Here is a 16,510-nt window from a genome sequence, read left to right on the forward strand (position 1 = left end):
ATCAGGAGTGTCGATTGTAAACCCGCGGGTCAGTTTTCCGCACGCCCGAGATGGGCACCGGACCGGGCGGCGCGCGGCCGCCCGGGTTGCGGTTACAGGTGGGATTCGGCGTATTCGGCCAGGATCGAACGCGGCACGCCCTGCAGGGTGATGTGCACGCCGTTCGGGAAGTCCTTGAAGCGTTCGGTCAGGTAGGTCAGCCCGGAACTGGTCGCGGACAGGTAGGGAGTATCGATCTGTGCCAGGTTACCCAGGCACACCACTTTGGAACCGGCGCCGGCACGGGTGATGATGGTCTTCATCTGGTGCGGCGTGAGGTTCTGGCATTCGTCGATCAGGATCAGGCTCTGCTGGAAGCTGCGGCCCCGGATGTAGTTGAGGGATTTGAACTGCAACGGCACCTTGCTGAGGATGTAGTCGACGCTGCCATGGGTGCTTTCGTCATCCATGTGCAGGGCTTCGAGGTTGTCGGTGATCGCTCCCAGCCAGGGCTCCATCTTCTCCGCCTCGGTACCGGGCAGGAAGCCGATTTCCTGGTCCAGGCCCTGCACGCTGCGGGTGGCGATGATACGCCGGTAGCGCTTGCTGACCATGGTCTGCTCGATGGCGGCCGCCAGGGCCAGGATGGTCTTGCCGGAACCGGCGGCACCGGTCAGGTTGACCAGGTGGATGTCCGGGTCGAGCAAGGCGTACAGCGCCAGGCTCTGGTAGATGTCGCGGGGTTTCAGGCCCCAGGCCTCCTGGTGCAGCAGCGGTTCCTGATGCAGGTCGAGGATCAGCAGCACATCGGCATCGATCTCCTTCACCCAACCGACGAAACCCTGCTCATCGATGATGAACTCATTGACGTGCACAGCCGGCAGGTTGTCGGTCATCTGCACCTGGTGCCAGGTGCGCCCATGCCCCTGACGGGTCTCGACCTTGCTGACCCGGTCCCAGAACGAGCCGGGCACGTTGTGGAAGCCCTTGGGCAACAGGTCCACGTCATCGACCAACTGGTCGGTGCTGTAGTCCTCGGCCGCGATGCCACAGGCACGCGCCTTGAGGCGCATGTTGATGTCCTTGGTCACCAGTACCAGGCGCAGCCCCTTGTCACGCGCATGCAGGTCGACCAACTGGTTGATGATGATGTTGTCGTTGAGGTTTTCCGGCAGCAACAGATTGGGCTCGTTGCGCTTGCTCATCAGGATCGACAGCGCCCCCTTGGGACCACTCTTGCCCCGCTGGATAGGCACTCCCCGCTCGACGTCCTCGGGGCTGGCATCGCCCAGGGTCTTGTCGATCAGGCGGATCGCCTGACGGCATTCGGAAGCCACGCTGTGGTGGCCGCTCTTGAGTTTGTCGAGTTCCTCCAGGACCGTCATCGGGATGGCGACGTGATGCTCCTCGAAGTTCAGTAACGCGTTTGGATCGTGGATCAGTACGTTGGTATCGAGCACGTAAAGGATTGGCTGGTTGGAAGAAGGCGTGCGTCCGTGATCATCCATACTCGGTCACCTTTGTGGGAGCCAGTCGACGCGACGCCTGGACGGCATCGCGCCTCGAAGTGACCGCCGAACTCGCCTGGAAGGGGCAGGCGCTCTGTGCACAAGGTGGGGTCTTGGCAGACGCCACCTGTGTTGCAGGTTTCGGCGGTCTGACTCCGTAATACCGCAAAACCCGTGACAGGAAAAAGCACTTTGACGACTTTTTGAAGTTTATTTTTCAGAGTGACGAATAGCCCTTGGCGAGCAGGCCGGACCCCGTTAAAGTCGGAAGTCCACCTGCCCCGAATTCCTTCGAAATTTCCTACATCCCGAGCCTTCAAGCCACGAGAACCCAGCTTATGGCACGGTTGGCGAGCACGGCGGACGTTCCCACAACGCACTAGCGAAACGCGTCGTTGCAATCACGCCAACCCAGGCCACTTTCCGCCGTCTGCCGTAACAGCCAGGGCAATGCACCAAGCGCCTTGTCCTGGGCATCGTGGAACACGATCACACCACGCCGCCACAACAGCATCAGGGTCATCACCCGCTGGGCGGACTGCTCGGCGCTGAGCTTGCCACTCCCATCGGCCGAATCGATGTCCCACAACACCACCTGCAAGCCCTGCTTCCTGAAGAACGCCCCGCTGTCCGCCTGGCGCTGGCCATAAGGCGGGCGGAACAACGGCAGGTAGTTCTCCGGCAACACGCTCTGTGCCAGCGCGGCACTGCGCTGCACCGAATCCTGCCAGTCCTGCCAGTGACTGTGGGAGCGATACTGCCAGCCCTCGATACCTACGCACTGCTGTTTATAGAGCTCCCGTACGGCCATGATCGAGCTCTTGTCCACCCGCGCCTGCAGGGCGCCGCCCAGGACAAGGAACAGGCCATTCATCTTCTGCCGGCGCAGGTACCCGGTCAGTTTGTCGGTATTGCCCGCGACCGGACCGGGACCGCCGTCGAAGCTCAGCAGGAACAGTCGATCATGGAAATCCTCGCCATTGCGCTCGGGCTCGCCGAACAGGGCGATTTCGCTGCTGGTCTGGGGAAACAGCGCGGCCATGCGCAGCAGTTCATCCAGGTAGCGCTCGTGAAACGCCCGGCTCGGCTCGGCCCAGCGGATATAGAAGGAGTCTTCCGGCACGCGGAACTTGCCGGCCTGTTCGCGCAGGCTGTCCATGTCTTCGACGTAATAGCAGAACGAAGCGTCCTGCTCGCAGCTCTGCTGGGCGAAGTTGTAGTTCTGCAGCAGGCGCGACCAGAGACGGGCACGCACCCGGTTGATCGACGCCATGTTGATCTGCCTGAGCCCCAGGCGCTGCCTGAGGGCCGGCTCGTCGGTCATCTCGCTGACCAGCAGGGCATGGGCGAAGGTGAGGATTTCCGCCCGCGAGGCGACATCGAACAGCGCCGGGCTGCTCAGCGCCTCGGGCCAGGTGCTGCGATCCAGGGTCGCGACGTCGTTCGGCGCGGCCGCGGCGCCCAGGCAGGCCAGCAGGGCCGAGCATAAAAGAAGAAAACGCAAGAAGGATGTCTCCGTGACAGGAACCTGCGCACTATAGCCGATCTCAACGTCCGCCCCTCCTGCTGCGCGTGTTCCGGCCCATTCGCGGGCAAGCCCGGCTCCTGCAGTCCCGGGTCGCATGACAATCCTGCGTAAAAATCGCCAAGCCCCAAAGACAAGCACCCGGCCGCTATCGGCATCATAGGTGGAGCCAAACCGCCCAACCCCCTAGAATCCCCCGACGATTACAGGAGACGACTTCATGCTGATGGTGATTTCCCCCGCCAAGACCCTCGATTTCGAAACACCACCGGTGACGAAACGCTATACCCAGCCACAATACCTCGACCACTCCCAGGAGCTGATCGAACAACTGCGCCTGCTGAGCCCGGCACAGATCAGCGAGCTGATGCATGTCTCCGACAAGATCGGCGGCCTCAACGCCGCGCGCTTCGGCAGTTGGACCCCGGCCTTCACCCCGGACAACGCCAAGCAGGCCCTGCTGGCCTTCAAGGGCGACGTCTACACCGGCCTGAACGCCGAGGATTTCAGCGACGCCGACTTCGACTTCGCCCAGACCCACCTGCGCATGCTCTCCGGGCTCTACGGCCTGCTGCGCCCCCTGGACCTGATGCAGGCGTACCGCCTGGAAATGGGTACCAAGTTCGCCAACGGCCGCGGCAAGGACCTCTACGCCTTCTGGGGCACGCGCATCAGCGAATGGCTCAATGAAGCCCTGGCCGCACAAGGTGACGACGTACTGCTGAACCTGGCCTCGAATGAATACTTCTCGGCGGTCAAACGCTCGGCGCTCAACGCCCGCATCATCAATACCGAGTTTCGTGACCAGAAGAACGGCCAGTACAAGATCATCAGCTTCTACGCCAAAAAGGCCCGCGGCATGATGGCCCGCTTCGTGATTCGCGAACGCATCACCAACCCTGAAAATCTGAAGACGTTCGACGAACAAGGCTACCGTTTCAGCGCAGAACTCTCCAAGCCGGACAACCTGGTGTTCCTCCGCGACCACGCGCAGGAGTAACCGTTTCAAGGCACAGCCCCCTGCACGGTGGGAGCGGACTTGCCCGCGAAGGCGTCTTCGAGAGCGGCAAAAGCTTCGCGGGCAAGCCCCACTCCCACAATAATCATGGCAGCAGCTCCGCGAACAACGGGCGCCGGTTTACTCTCGGGTGCCGGCTTGAACGCTCGTCGCCGGGGAGTCAAAGCCCATTGGCTCTCGCAGGCGATTCTCCCCTTGAGGAAAATGATTGCCGGCCCAAGGCGATTTTTCTGTTACCCTGCCCCGACCTGGTGCACTGCACGCAATGTGTAGAACCCACGATTTCCTCTCCTCCCCTTCGTGCGCCACCCCGGAAATCCATTTTTCTGACGCCATAAAATTGACCGTAACAACAATGAAAATTCTTTCACTCGACTTTTTTCATTTTTTTTCGTAGTGGCACCAAAAAATTTTTCCCATGATGGCATAGAACCATCGCAGCGTTTTTCGTCCCCGTAATCAAAGGGCGAAACGAGAAGTGCTATCAATATGAAAGCAGTGCCATCTCCAACAATATTTCAAGAATTTTCCGAAAACAGGATGAGCGGATCGGAACTTATGTTCCCCTCCATTGCTCATACCACCCGTGACGAGTCTCAACGATTTTGTAAGAGATGACTTACAGGCAGGCTGGATAACTTGTTTAAGTTTGAACCTAGGACTTACGAAAGAGCCCAGCCAATTGCAATCCATCAAAGGACAGGAGATACGCATCATTAATATCCCCTACGAAGGCCAGGGCGGCCACCCAGACAATGCACCAGTCAGACACTTGCCGGCTTATACCCCAAAGGCTCTGCCACGGGCATAAGCGGACGGCAAGCCCGCTGACAAGGACCGTCCTGAAGAAGGTCGGCCACATTAAAGGGCATGTCCCTCATAACAAGGCCAAGTTGCGCACAGCTTGAGTGCAATTATTTAGCCACTCGATATTTATATGCCTGCACTCGGTAGAGCAACCTCTTCCGGTGAGACTTTCGAGTGCATTACGACTACTGGCTACATTAACTTCCGCCATTTGATGGCGTAATTAAGATAGAGGTAAATGCAATGCGCATTAGCATATTCGGTTTGGGTTACGTCGGTGCAGTCTGTGCCGGTTGCCTGTCTGCACGAGGCCATGATGTCGTTGGCGTTGATATCTCCAAGGACAAGATCGACCTGATCAACAACGGCAAGTCGCCGATTGTCGAACCGGGTCTGGAGCCGCTGCTGGCCCAAGGTATTGCCAGTGGTCGACTGCGCGGCACCACCGACTTCGCCGAGGCGATTCGGGCCACTGATCTGTCGATGCTGTGTGTCGGTACGCCAAGCAAGAAGAACGGCGACCTGGAGCTGAACTACATCGAATCGGTGTGCCGTGAAATCGGTTTCGTCCTGCGCGACAAGACCACCCGCCACACCATCGTCGTACGCAGCACCGTGCTGCCGGGCACCGTGAAGAACGTGGTGATCCCGATTCTCGAGGACTGCTCGGGCAAGAAGGCCGGCGTCGACTTCGGCGTCGCGGTCAACCCCGAGTTCCTGCGCGAAAGTACCGCGATCAAGGACTACGACTACCCACCGATGACCGTCATCGGCGAACTCGACAGTGCTTCCGGCGATGTCCTGCAGGCCCTCTACGAAGAACTCGACGCGCCGATCATCCGCAAGGACATCGAAGTGGCCGAGATGATCAAGTACACCTGCAACGTCTGGCACGCCACCAAGGTGACCTTCGCCAACGAGATCGGCAACATCGCCAAGGCCGTCGGCGTCGATGGCCGCGAAGTGATGGACGTGGTCTGCCAGGACAAGACTCTCAACCTGTCCCAGTACTACATGCGCCCCGGCTTCGCCTTCGGCGGCTCCTGCCTGCCCAAGGACGTGCGCGCCCTGACCTACCGCGCCGGCTCCCTGGACGTCGAGTCGCCACTGCTCAACTCGCTGATGCGCAGTAACGAGACTCAGGTACAGAACGCCTTCGACATCGTCGCCAGCCATGACAAGCGCAAGGTCGCCCTGCTCGGCCTGAGCTTCAAGGCCGGTACCGACGACCTGCGCGAGAGCCCGCTGGTGGAACTGGCGGAAATGCTGATCGGCAAGGGCTTCGACCTGAGCATCTACGACAAGAACGTCGAGTACGCCCGCGTCCACGGGGCGAACAAGGACTACATCGAATCGAAGATTCCCCACGTGTCGTCCCTGCTCAACGCCGACTTCGACGCCGTGATCGACAACAGCGACGTGATCATCCTCGGCAACCGCGACGAGAAGTTCCGCGACCTGGCCGAGAACGCGCCACACGGCAAGCAGGTCATCGACCTGGTCGGCTTCATGTCCAAGCCGACCAGCGCCGGCGGCCGCGCCGAAGGGATCTGCTGGTAAACCCGCGGCAACCGCAACGCGGTTGATCGCCAGCAGGCCGGCCCCTCGGGTCCCTCCCCTCCCCGCGGGAGCCGGCTTGCTGACGATGGCGCCCCACCGGGCGCCTCGCCCCCAGGATTGCTAACGACCCCATCGGGCCTCGCCCGAGACACAGATGGATGCAGATTATGTACAGGCTGAAACATGGCCTCCTCCAGGCCGCCGGTTGGCTGTTCTACCTGACGTTGCTGATGGGCCTGGCCTCACTGCTGCCCACCTCGACCTTCGATGCCGAATCCAAGGACTTCATCTTCCTGATCGGTGCCGTGGGTATCTGGCGCTACTCCATGGGCGCCACCCATTTCGTGCGCGGGATGATCTTCCTCTACATCGTCTACCCGCACCTGCGGCGCAAACTGCGCAAGCTGGGCAAGGCCACGGACCCGTCCCACGTGTTCCTGATGGTCACCAGCTTTCGCATCGACGCCCACACCACCGCCCAAGTCTACCAATCGGTGATCCGCGAAGCCATCGACTGCGGCTTCCCCACCACCGTGGTCTGCTCGCTGGTGGAAATGTCCGATGAGTTGCTGGTCAAGAGCCTCTGGGCGCGGATGAACCCGCCGGAGCGCGTCACCCTCGACTTCGTCCGCATCGCCGGCACCGGCAAGCGCGACGGCCTGGCCTACGGATTCCGGGCGATCTCCCGTCACCTGCCGGACGAGCGTGCCGTGGTCGCGGTGATCGACGGCGATACCGTCCTCAGCGAAGGCGTGGTGCGCCGCACCGTGCCCTGGTTCCAGCTGTTCGACAACGTCGGCGGCCTGACCACCAACGAATTCTGCGAAGTGCGCGGCGGCTACGTCATGAGCGAATGGCACAAGCTGCGCTTCGCCCAGCGCCACATCAACATGTGCTCCATGGCCCTGTCCAAGCGCGTACTGACCATGACCGGGCGCATGTCGGTATTCCGCGCCAGCGTGGTCACCGATGCCGGCTTCATCGCCGACGTCGAGAGCGACTCGCTGGAACACTGGCGCCTGGGCCGCTTCCGCTTCCTCACCGGTGACGACAAGTCCAGCTGGTACAGCCTGATGCGCCTGGGCTACGACACCTTCTACGTGCCCGACGCGGCGATCCATACCGTGGAGCACCCGCCGGAGAAGAGCTTCATCAAGTCCAGCCGCAAGCTGATGTACCGCTGGTACGGCAACAACCTGCGCCAGAACTCCCGCGCCCTGGGCCTGGGTATCCGCCGCCTCGGCCTGTTCACCAGCGTGGTGCTGTTCGACCAGCGCGTGTCGATGTGGACCTCGCTGCTGGGCCTGACCGTGGCGCTGATCGCCAGCTTCAAGTACGGCATCGAATTCATCCTCGCCTACCTGCTGTGGATCGGCATCACCCGCCTGATCCTGACGATCCTGCTGGCCTGCTCGGGCCACAGCATCGGCCCGGCCTACCCGGCGATCCTCTATTACAACCAGATCGTCGGCGCACTGATGAAGATCTACGTGTTCTTCCGCCTCGACCGCCAGTCCTGGACCCGCCAGGACACCAAACTGAGCCGCGACCTCGCCAGCTTTCAAGGTTGGTTCAACACCTGGTCGTCCCGGACCATGACCTTCTCCGCCGGCAGCATTTTCATCGCCGTGCTGATGACGATGGTCTGACCCGACTCGCCTGAATTAGCCAATGGAGCTTTAACTCATGAACTCTAAAGTCAACGCCAACGTCGTCCACGAATCCGAAGCCCAGCGCCAGCACGCCCGGGTGAAGATCCCGGCCAAGCTGCGTTTCTTCGGTAGCGCGGGCAAGCCCATGGAAGTGCCTGTGCACGACCTGTCCGCCGGCGGCCTGAGCTTCAACCTGCCGCCGCAGCAGCAACAGGAACTGACCCTCGGCGAGGTGTACAAGGGCCGTCTGATGTTCGTCATCGACAACCTCGGCCTGGGCATGGATGTCGAACTGCAGATCCGCGCCTACGACCGCCAGCACGGTCGCGTCGGCTGCCAGTTCCAGAACCTGGAACCCCAGGACATCGCCACCCTGCGCCACCTGATCACCTCGCACCTGGCCGGTGATATCGTCAGCATGGGCGACGTGCTCGCCACCCTGCAGCGCGACAACTTCACCAAGGCCCGGCGCAAGAAGGACGACGGCACCGGCCTGAGCCCGCTTGGCCGCCTGCGTGCGGTGACCTTCAGCGTCGGCGTGTTCGTCGTCGGCCTGGCGGCGTTCGGCTTCGTGCTCAAGTCGATCTACGGCATGTACTTCGTCAGCCACGCTCAGGCCGGCCTGGTCAGCGTGCCGGGGGTGAACGTCACCATGCCGCGCGACGGTACCGTGCAGAGCCTGCTCAAGGACGACGGCATCGCCGCCAAGGGCGCGCCACTGGCGAGCTTCAGCACCAGCATGCTCGACGTGCTCAAGGGCCACCTGGACGAAGACCAGCTGCAACCGGCCAAGGTCGAGGAACTGTTCGGCAAGCAGATGACCGGTACCCTGACCTCGCCGTGCGACTGCGTGGTCGCCCAGCAACTGGTCGCCAACGGTCAGTACGCCAGCAAGGGCGACGTGATCTTCCAGTTGGTGCCACGCAACAGCGTGGCCAACGTCGAGGCACGTTTCTCCTATCGCCAGTTCGGCGAAGTACGTCCCGGCACCCGCGTGAACTTCCAGGTCGCCGGCGAAGAGCAGGTACGCCAGGGCCGGATCGTCAGCAGCTCCAGCCTGAAGAGCGACGACCTGTCCTCCGACATCCGCGTGCTGATCAAGCCGGATGAAAGCCTCGACAGCAGCCTCGCCGGCCGTCCGGTGGAAGTGCACAGCGACCGTGGCCCGAACCTCAACTGGCTGATCGACAAAGCCATGGCCGCCGGACTGTAAGCGGAGGACATGCCTGTGACGACCTTCAGACCCCTGCCCCTGACACTGGCCATGGCGATCGGCCTGGCCGGTTGCGCCGGTCTGCCCGACCAGCGCCTGGCCAACGAGGCGCTCAAGCGCGGCGACACCGCCCTGGCCGAGCAGAACTACCGCCAACTGGCGGACCTGGGCTACAGCGACGCACAGGTCGGCCTGGCCGATATCCAGGTGGAAAGCCGCGACCCGGCACAGATCCGTCAGGCCGAGGCGACCTACCGCGCCGCCGCCGACACCTCGCCCCGTGCCCAGGCCCGCCTGGGGCGCCTGCTGGTGGCCAAGCCCGGCGCGACCGAAGCCGAGCACCACGAGGCCGAGACCCTGCTGAAAAAGGCCTTCGCCAATGGTGAAGGCAACACCCTGATCGCCCTGGCGATGCTCTACCTGCAATTCCCGCAGAGCTTCCCCGAGGTCAACGCCCAGCGCCAGATCGACCAGTGGCGCAGCGCCGGCTACCCGGAAGCGGGGCTGGCCCAGGTCCTGCTCTATCGCACCCAGGGTACCTACGACCAGCACCTGGACGAGGTGGAGAAAATCTGCAAGGCCGCGCTCAACAGCACCGACATCTGCTACGTCGAGCTGGCCACCGTCTACCAGAAACGCGCCCAGCCGGACCAGCAGGCCGAACTGCTCAAGCAGTTGCAGGCCGCCTACAGCCGCGGTGCAGTCGGTGCCCAGCGGGTCGACAGCGTCGCCCGGGTACTGGCCGACTCGAGCCTCGGCCAGCCGGATACGAAAACCGCGCAGGCACTGCTCGAGAAGATCGCCCCCGGATACCCGGCATCCTGGGTCAGCCTGGCGCAACTGCTCTACGACTACCCCGACCTGGGCAACGTCGACCAGATGATGGAGTACCTGAACAACGGTCGCGCCGCCGACCAGCCGCGGGCCGAACTGCTGCTGGGCAAGCTCTACTACGAAGGCAAGTGGGTGCCGGCGGACGCGAAACAGGCCGAGGCGCATTTCCAGAAAGCCGTCGGCCGCGAAGTCGCCGCCGACTACTACCTGGGGCAGATCTATCGCCGCGGCTACCTCGGCCAGGTCTACCCGCAGAAAGCCCTCGACCACCTGCTCAAGGCCGCCCGCAACGGCCAGAACAGCGCCGACTACGCCATTGCCCAACTGTTTTCCCAGGGTCGCGGGACCAAGCCCGACCCGCTCAACGCCTATGTCTTCGGCCAACTGGCAAAAACCCAGGACACGCCGCAAGCCAATGAGCTGGCCCAGCAACTCGACGAACAACTGCCGCCTGCCCAGCGCGCCGACGCCCAGCGCCTGTTGCAGCAGGAGCAGCGCCTGCGCGGCACCCTGAGCCGCAACGCGCTGGACCTGCAACAAGTCCTGCAGGAAGGCGACAGCGAGGAAAAGACCCTATGACTTTCAATCCTTTCGTGAAGGCCGGCATCGGCCTGAGCTTTGCCCTGGCCTGGTCCACGCCGACCCTGGCCGCCCTCACCGAAACCCAGAATTTCGGCCTGGAAGCGAAGATCACCGCGCAGTCGGAAGACGATCGCGACCTCGGCACCCTCAAGGGTGGCGACGCCAACGGCATCGGCCTCGACCTGCGCCCCTGGGTCTACGGCGAAAGCGGCAACTGGAGCGCCTACGCCATGGGCCAGGCGGTGACCGCCACCGACATCATCGAGACCGACACCCTGCAACAGGCCAATGGCGACCAGGAAAGCTCGAGCAACGACGCCCGCAAGCCGGACAAGAGCTACCTGGCCCTGCGTGAGTTCTGGGTCGGCTACAAGGGCTTCACGCCCTACCCCGGCGAGATCCTCAAGTTCGGTCGCCAGCGCCTGCGCAACGACGACGGACAGTGGCGCGACACCAATATCGAAGCGCTGAACTGGACCTTCGACACCACCCTGCTGCGCGCCAACCTGGGGACCGCCGAACGCTTCAGCGAATACCGCACCGACCTCACCGAACTCGCGCCCAAGGACAAGGACCGCCTGCACGTCTACGGCGACGTCGCCTACCAGTGGACCCCGGGCCAGTGGGTCGGCCTGCGCGCCCACCACAGCCACGACGACGGCAAGCTCGACTACCCGACCCCGGGTGTCGCCAGCGACCCGCTGGACAAGAAGGAAAACGGCAACCTGACCTGGCTCGGCCTGGAAGCCAACAGCGACGCCTACAACTTCCGCAACACCAACACGATCAACTACTGGGCCAGCCTGACCGGCATGAGCGGCCACCGCGATAGCGTCAACCCGCTCAACGCCGACGGTACCCGTCCGGCCGAAGCCAAGCGTGGCGACAGCGTCAACGGCTGGGCCACCGACCTCGGCGTGCGCCTGCGCCTGGATCCGAACTGGCAGGTCGGTGCCGCCTACGCCCGTGCCAGCGGCGACTACGAACAGAACGGCCTGGAAAGCAACCGCTCGAACTTCACCGGCACCCGCTCACGCATGCACCGCTTCGGCGAAGCCTTCCGTGGCGAACTGAACAACCTGCAGACCGCCACCCTGTTCGGCTCCTGGCAGCTGCGCGAGGACTACGACGCCAGCCTGGTCTACCACAAGTTCTGGCGTGTCGATGGCAACAAGGACGTCGGCAGCAACGGCATCAACGCCGCGCAGAACACCTATGACGACAGCACCGGCGCCCTGCTCTCCAGCACCTCGCTGCCGCTGCAGGACGGCAAGAAGGACATGGGCCAGGAGATGGATCTGGTGGTCACCAAGTACTTCAAGCAGGGCCTGCTGCCGGCAGCCCTGAGCCAGTCGATCGACGAACCCTCGGCGCTGGTGCGCTTTCGCGGCGGCGTGTTCAAGCCGGGCAGCGCCTACGGCCACGACGTCGATTCCTACATGCACCGCGCATTCATCGACGTGATCTGGCGCTTCTGATGCCGGCCGCCAAGGGAGTTTCCAAGATGAATCAGATCGCCATGCAAGGTTCGCTCAGCGCTCTCGCTGCCGCCCTGTTGCTGGCCGGCAGCACGGCGTTCGCCAACGTCGAGAAGCCGGCCACCGCCAGCGGCCAGGCGCCGATCATTGCCAAGGAACTGCAACAGGCCAAGACCTATACCGTCAGCACCGCGCCGAGCGAACCGCTGCACCTGGAAAAGCCCAAGCTGCCGGACCTCGGCGGCTACACCGCCGAGGCCGTCGCGGCGAAGATCGTGCGCGGCCAGCCGGGCAAGATCAGCGTGCGCCGGATGATGCAGGAGGACGCCCTCAAGGACTTCATCGGCGGTGACAACAAGATGGCCGAATGGGTGGTGCGCCAGCACGGCATCCCCCAGGCGATCTTCATCGACGACGGCTACCTGAACCTCAAGGACCTGGTGAAGAAGCTGCCGGCCAAGTACATCAGCGAAACCTCGCCGGGCGTATTCCTGGCCAGGATTCCGATCGTGGTCGGGCGCAAGGGCATCCTCGAAATCGACGGTCAGACCCAGGAACTGCGGCTGTCCCAGGAAGGCGGCGCGTTCCTGGTCAACGACGGGCAACTGTTCGTGCGCGACACCAAGGTCACCGGCTGGCGCGAGGCCGACAACGGCCCGGCGACCTTCCGTTCGCCGAAGGAATTCCGTCCGTTCCTGCTGGCCTGGGGCGGCACCGAGACCTATATCGTCAACAGCACGATGGCCAGCTTCGGCTACTCCAACAGCAAGTCCTACGGTGTGAGTATTTCCCAGTACACGCCGAACATGGCCAAGGTGCTCAAGCGTCCCGAACCGACCGGCTGGATCATCGGTTCGCAATTCAGCGACATGTGGTACGGCTTCTACTGCTATGAAACCCGTGACTTCGTGCTCAAGGGCAATACCTATCGCGACAACATCGTCTACGGCATCGACCCCCACGACCGCTCGCACCGGCTGATCATCGCCGACAACACCGTGTACGGCACGAAGAAGAAGCACGGCATCATCATTTCCCGGGAAGTGAACGACAGCTTCATCTTCAACAACCGCAGCTACGACAACCACCTCTCGGGACTGGTGATCGACCGCAACAGCGTCAACAACCTGATCGCCTACAACGAGATCTACAAGAACCATACCGACGGCATCACCCTCTACGAGAGTGCCGACAACCTGATCTACGCCAACCGGCTGATCGGCAACAAGCGCCACGGCATCCGCATCCGCAACAGCGTCAACGTGCGCCTGTACGAGAACCTGTCGATGGCCAACGGCCTGACCGGCATCTACGGCCACATCAAGGACCTGAGCGACACCGACCGCGACATCAAGCTCGACCCGTTCGACGCCGAAGTCTCGCTGATCGTGGTCGGCGGCGAACTGGCCGGCAACGGCAGCGGCCCGCTGTCCATCGACTCGCCGCTGAGCCTGGAACTGTACCGGGTGTCGATGCTCGCCCCGGCCAAGAGCAGCGGCATCACCTTCACCGGCGTGCTGGGTGATCGCCAGGATGAAATTCTCGACCTGCTGGTGCGCCAGCAGAAAGCCGTGCTGATCGACCCCGTCGAACGCCAGACCGAAATGCGCGATTGAGGACGACCTTAATGAACCCACACCTGATCAAACTGCTCGGCCTCTCTGCCCTTGCCACCGCGATCCTCGCCGCCAGCGGCAACCTGCGGGCCGAGGAAGTGCAAGCGCCGAAATTCACCGCCGAGCCTTGCTGCAGCCTGTGCCCCGCGGCCCATGACGCGAAGAACTACGTGACCCGCTACCAGCAGAACTTCACCACCCTGGTCCAGGCCCAGGGCGACTGGCTGTTCCGTACCCAGGAAGACCTGCGCACCGAGTTCGACACCACGCCGGCCGGCTACAAGCGCCTGCAGCAACTGCACGATGCCTTCAAGAGCAAGGGCGTCGAACTGGTGGTGGTCTACCAACCGACCCGTGGCCTGGTGAACCGCAACAAGCTGTTCCCCGCCGAGCGCGACAAGTTCGACTACCAGAAGGCCCTGCACAACTACCAGGCGATGCTCGGCCGCTTCGCGAAAATGGGCTACCACGTGCCCGACCTGTCGCCACTGACCAACGAGCAGCAGGCCCACGACTTCTACTTCCGTGGCGACCAGCACTGGACCCCGTACGGTGCCGAACGCACGGCGAAGATCGTCGCCGAGACGGTGAAAAAGGTCCCAGGCTTCGCCGACATCCCCCATCGCGAATTCGAGACCCACGTTTCCGGCCGCATGGGCAAGACCGGCACCCTGCACAACATGGCCGGCCAGCTGTGCGGCACCAGCTACGCGATCCAGTACATGGAACAGTTCGCCACCGAGCCCAAGGGTGAGGCAGCAGACGGCGACCTGTTCGGTGACGCCGGCGACCCGCAGATCACCCTGGTCGGCACCAGCCACAGTGGCAAGAACTACAATTTCGCCGGTTTCCTGCAGCAGTACATCGGTGCCGACATTCTCAACGTCGCCTTCCCCGGCGGCGGCCTGGAAGGCTCGATGCTGCAATACCTGGGCAGCGAAGAGTTCCAGAAGAAACCACCGAAGATTCTCATCTGGGAGTTCTCGCCGCTCTACCGCCTGGACCAGGAAACCATCTACCGGCAGATGATGTCCCTGCTCGACAACGGCTGCGAAGGCAAGAACGCCGACATGAGTGCCAGCACCACGGTCAAGCCGGGCAAGAACGAGCTGCTGGTCAACAGCAACAACCGCGACCTGCGCAACAGCGGCCACCAGGTCGACATCCGTTTCGCCGACACCTCGGTGAAAACCCTGCAAGCCACCCTCTGGTACATGAACGGTCGCCACGAGGACATCAAGATCGAGAAACCGGAAACATCGGACACGGACGGACGTTTCGCCTTCGAACTGCGCACCGACGAGGACTGGGCCAACCAGAACCTGCTGGCCGTGGAAGTCCAGGGCCCGGAACCGGGCACCGCGCCCCAGAAGGTCGAGGCGAAGATCTGCAAACGCAACGTATTCCCCAGCGCCGAGCCCCACCGGGCCCAGGCCGGGTTATGAGGTGCCTGAAGATGACTATCCGCACACTGCTCGTTCCTTCCCTGCTGGGCCTGGCGATCGTCGCCGGCTCCGCCCAGGCGGCGGCGCCACTGCGTCCGCCGCAGGGTTACTTCGCCGCCGTCGACAAGGTCAAGAGCGGCGACAGCAGCGAGGGCTGCGAGGCCATGCCCCAGCCCTACACCGGCCAACTGCAGTTCCGCAGCAAGTACGAGGGTTCCGACAAGGCCCGGGCGACCCTCAACGTGCAGTCGGAAAAGGCCTTTCGCGACAGCACCGCCGACATCACCAGCATGGAGCGCGGCACCAGCAAACAGGTGATGCAGTTCATGCGTGACGGCCGCCCGCAGGAGTTGAGCTGTACGCTGAACTGGCTGACCGCCTGGGCCCAGGCCGATGCGCTGACCTCCAGGGACTTCAACCACACCGGCAAGTCCATGCGCAAATGGGCGCTGGGCAGCATGGCCTCGTCCTACCTGCGCCTGAAGTTCTCCGACTCCCGTCCGCTGGCGACCCACCAGAAGGAGGCGCAGCAGATCGAGGCCTGGTTCGGCAAGCTGGCCGACCAGGTGGTCAGCGACTGGGACAACCTGCCGCTGGACAAGACCAACAACCACTCGTACTGGGCCGCCTGGGCGGTGATGGCAACCGCCATCGCCACCGACCGCCGCGACCTGTTCGACTGGGCGGTGAAGGAATACAAGGTCGGTGCCAACCAGGTCGACCCGCAGGGTTTCCTGCCCAACGAACTCAAGCGCCAGCAACGCGCCCTGGCCTACCACAACTATGCGCTGCCGCCGCTGGCGATGATCGCCAGCTTCGCCCTGGCCAACGGCGTCGACCTGCGCCAGGAAAACAACGCTGCCCTCAAGCGCCTCGGCGACCGGGTGCTGGCCGGCGTCCAGGACCCCAGCCAGTTCCAGGCCCGCAACGGCCGCGAGCAGGACATGACCGATCTCAAGGTCGACAGCAAATTCGCCTGGCTGGAGCCCTACTGCACGCTCTACACCTGCCCGGACGATGTGCTGCAGCGCAAGCACGGGATGCAGCCGTTCAAGGCCTTCCGCCTCGGCGGCGACCTGACCCGGGTCTACGACCCGGCGCACGAGAAGGGTAACCGCTAACGAACCCGATGGTGCCCACGCTCCGCGTGGGCACGCAGCCCGTGACGCCCTGCGTCACAAAGCGGACGCCAAGCGTCCTGAGAGGCGTTCCCACGCAAAGCGTGGGAACGATCGACGCCCCCCGGATTGCATGGGGGGTTTGGGGGGGCCTTGGCCCCGGACTGTTGATCAG

11 protein-coding genes are annotated in these 16,510 nt (G+C 63.1%); 9 read left to right on the plus strand and 2 right to left on the minus strand.

What is annotated here, in order from left to right; all coding sequences use genetic code 11:
• Positions 1 to 92: 92 nt before the first annotated feature.
• Positions 93 to 1,487, minus strand: coding sequence for a PhoH family protein (locus ACMGT0_RS26425; protein ID WP_054057824.1), 1,395 nt, complete (start codon positions 1,485 to 1,487; stop codon positions 93 to 95).
• Between the two features lie 379 nt (positions 1,488 to 1,866).
• The gene (locus tag ACMGT0_RS26430; protein ID WP_054061708.1) at positions 1,867 to 2,991 is read right to left on the minus strand and encodes a polysaccharide deacetylase family protein; all 1,125 of its coding nucleotides are present in this window, start codon (positions 2,989 to 2,991) and stop codon (positions 1,867 to 1,869) included.
• 241 nt (positions 2,992 to 3,232) lie between these two features.
• Between ACMGT0_RS26430 and yaaA the strand changes: the two genes are divergently transcribed.
• From yaaA to ACMGT0_RS26475, 9 genes are all read left to right on the plus strand, one after another.
• Positions 3,233 to 4,012 carry a peroxide stress protein YaaA gene (gene yaaA / locus ACMGT0_RS26435; protein ID WP_416770451.1) on the plus strand — a complete coding sequence of 260 codons (780 nt, stop codon included), beginning with the start codon at positions 3,233 to 3,235 and terminating at the stop codon, positions 4,010 to 4,012.
• 1,068 nt (positions 4,013 to 5,080) lie between these two features.
• Positions 5,081 to 6,397 carry a nucleotide sugar dehydrogenase gene (locus ACMGT0_RS26440; RefSeq protein WP_054057820.1) on the plus strand — a complete coding sequence of 439 codons (1,317 nt, stop codon included), beginning with the start codon at positions 5,081 to 5,083 and terminating at the stop codon, positions 6,395 to 6,397.
• 167 nt (positions 6,398 to 6,564) lie between these two features.
• Positions 6,565 to 8,046, plus strand: a complete 1,482-nt coding sequence (alg8, locus tag ACMGT0_RS26445; protein ID WP_054057819.1) for a mannuronan synthase — start codon at positions 6,565 to 6,567, stop codon at positions 8,044 to 8,046.
• A 37-nt stretch (positions 8,047 to 8,083) separates the two neighbouring features.
• The gene (locus ACMGT0_RS26450; RefSeq protein WP_054057818.1) at positions 8,084 to 9,262 is read left to right on the plus strand and encodes an alginate biosynthesis protein Alg44; all 1,179 of its coding nucleotides are present in this window, start codon (positions 8,084 to 8,086) and stop codon (positions 9,260 to 9,262) included.
• A 9-nt stretch (positions 9,263 to 9,271) separates the two neighbouring features.
• Positions 9,272 to 10,675, plus strand: coding sequence for an alginate biosynthesis TPR repeat lipoprotein AlgK (algK, locus tag ACMGT0_RS26455; RefSeq protein WP_054061709.1), 1,404 nt, complete (start codon positions 9,272 to 9,274; stop codon positions 10,673 to 10,675).
• Positions 10,672 to 12,156, plus strand: a complete 1,485-nt coding sequence (locus ACMGT0_RS26460; protein ID WP_054061710.1) for an alginate export family protein — start codon at positions 10,672 to 10,674, stop codon at positions 12,154 to 12,156. Before algK ends, ACMGT0_RS26460 begins: the two co-directional genes overlap by 4 nt.
• A 26-nt stretch (positions 12,157 to 12,182) precedes the next feature.
• Positions 12,183 to 13,772 carry a mannuronan 5-epimerase AlgG gene (gene algG, locus ACMGT0_RS26465; RefSeq protein ID WP_192842766.1) on the plus strand — a complete coding sequence of 530 codons (1,590 nt, stop codon included), beginning with the start codon at positions 12,183 to 12,185 and terminating at the stop codon, positions 13,770 to 13,772.
• Positions 13,773 to 13,783: 11 nt separating this feature from the next.
• Complete coding sequence (locus ACMGT0_RS26470) at positions 13,784 to 15,217, plus strand: alginate O-acetyltransferase (RefSeq protein WP_054060206.1); 1,434 nt, start codon at positions 13,784 to 13,786, stop codon at positions 15,215 to 15,217.
• A gap of 11 nt (positions 15,218 to 15,228) precedes the next feature.
• Positions 15,229 to 16,338, plus strand: coding sequence for a mannuronate-specific alginate lyase (locus ACMGT0_RS26475; RefSeq protein WP_301600503.1), 1,110 nt, complete (start codon positions 15,229 to 15,231; stop codon positions 16,336 to 16,338).
• Positions 16,339 to 16,510: the final 172 nt, after the last annotated feature.

Source organism: Pseudomonas sp. RHF3.3-3 (genome assembly GCF_048069595.1).
GTDB lineage: Bacteria > Pseudomonadota > Gammaproteobacteria > Pseudomonadales > Pseudomonadaceae > Aquipseudomonas > Aquipseudomonas fuscovaginae_B.

Excerpts from the sequence above, each read along its gene's own strand:
- ACMGT0_RS26450 (WP_054057818.1), top strand. The coding sequence starts at position 8,084 with ATGAACTCTAAAGTCAACGCCAACGTCGTCCACGAATCCGAAGCCCAG.
- ACMGT0_RS26470 (WP_054060206.1), top strand. The coding sequence starts at position 13,784 with ATGAACCCACACCTGATCAAACTGCTCGGCCTCTCTGCCCTTGCCACC.
- algG (WP_192842766.1), top strand. The coding sequence starts at position 12,183 with ATGAATCAGATCGCCATGCAAGGTTCGCTCAGCGCTCTCGCTGCCGCC.
- ACMGT0_RS26425 (WP_054057824.1), bottom strand. The coding sequence starts at position 1,487 with ATGGATGATCACGGACGCACGCCTTCTTCCAACCAGCCAATCCTTTAC.
- algK (WP_054061709.1), top strand. The coding sequence starts at position 9,272 with ATGCCTGTGACGACCTTCAGACCCCTGCCCCTGACACTGGCCATGGCG.
- yaaA (WP_416770451.1), top strand. The coding sequence starts at position 3,233 with ATGCTGATGGTGATTTCCCCCGCCAAGACCCTCGATTTCGAAACACCA.
- ACMGT0_RS26475 (WP_301600503.1), top strand. The coding sequence starts at position 15,229 with ATGACTATCCGCACACTGCTCGTTCCTTCCCTGCTGGGCCTGGCGATC.
- alg8 (WP_054057819.1), top strand. The coding sequence starts at position 6,565 with ATGTACAGGCTGAAACATGGCCTCCTCCAGGCCGCCGGTTGGCTGTTC.
- ACMGT0_RS26460 (WP_054061710.1), top strand. The coding sequence starts at position 10,672 with ATGACTTTCAATCCTTTCGTGAAGGCCGGCATCGGCCTGAGCTTTGCC.
- ACMGT0_RS26440 (WP_054057820.1), top strand. The coding sequence starts at position 5,081 with ATGCGCATTAGCATATTCGGTTTGGGTTACGTCGGTGCAGTCTGTGCC.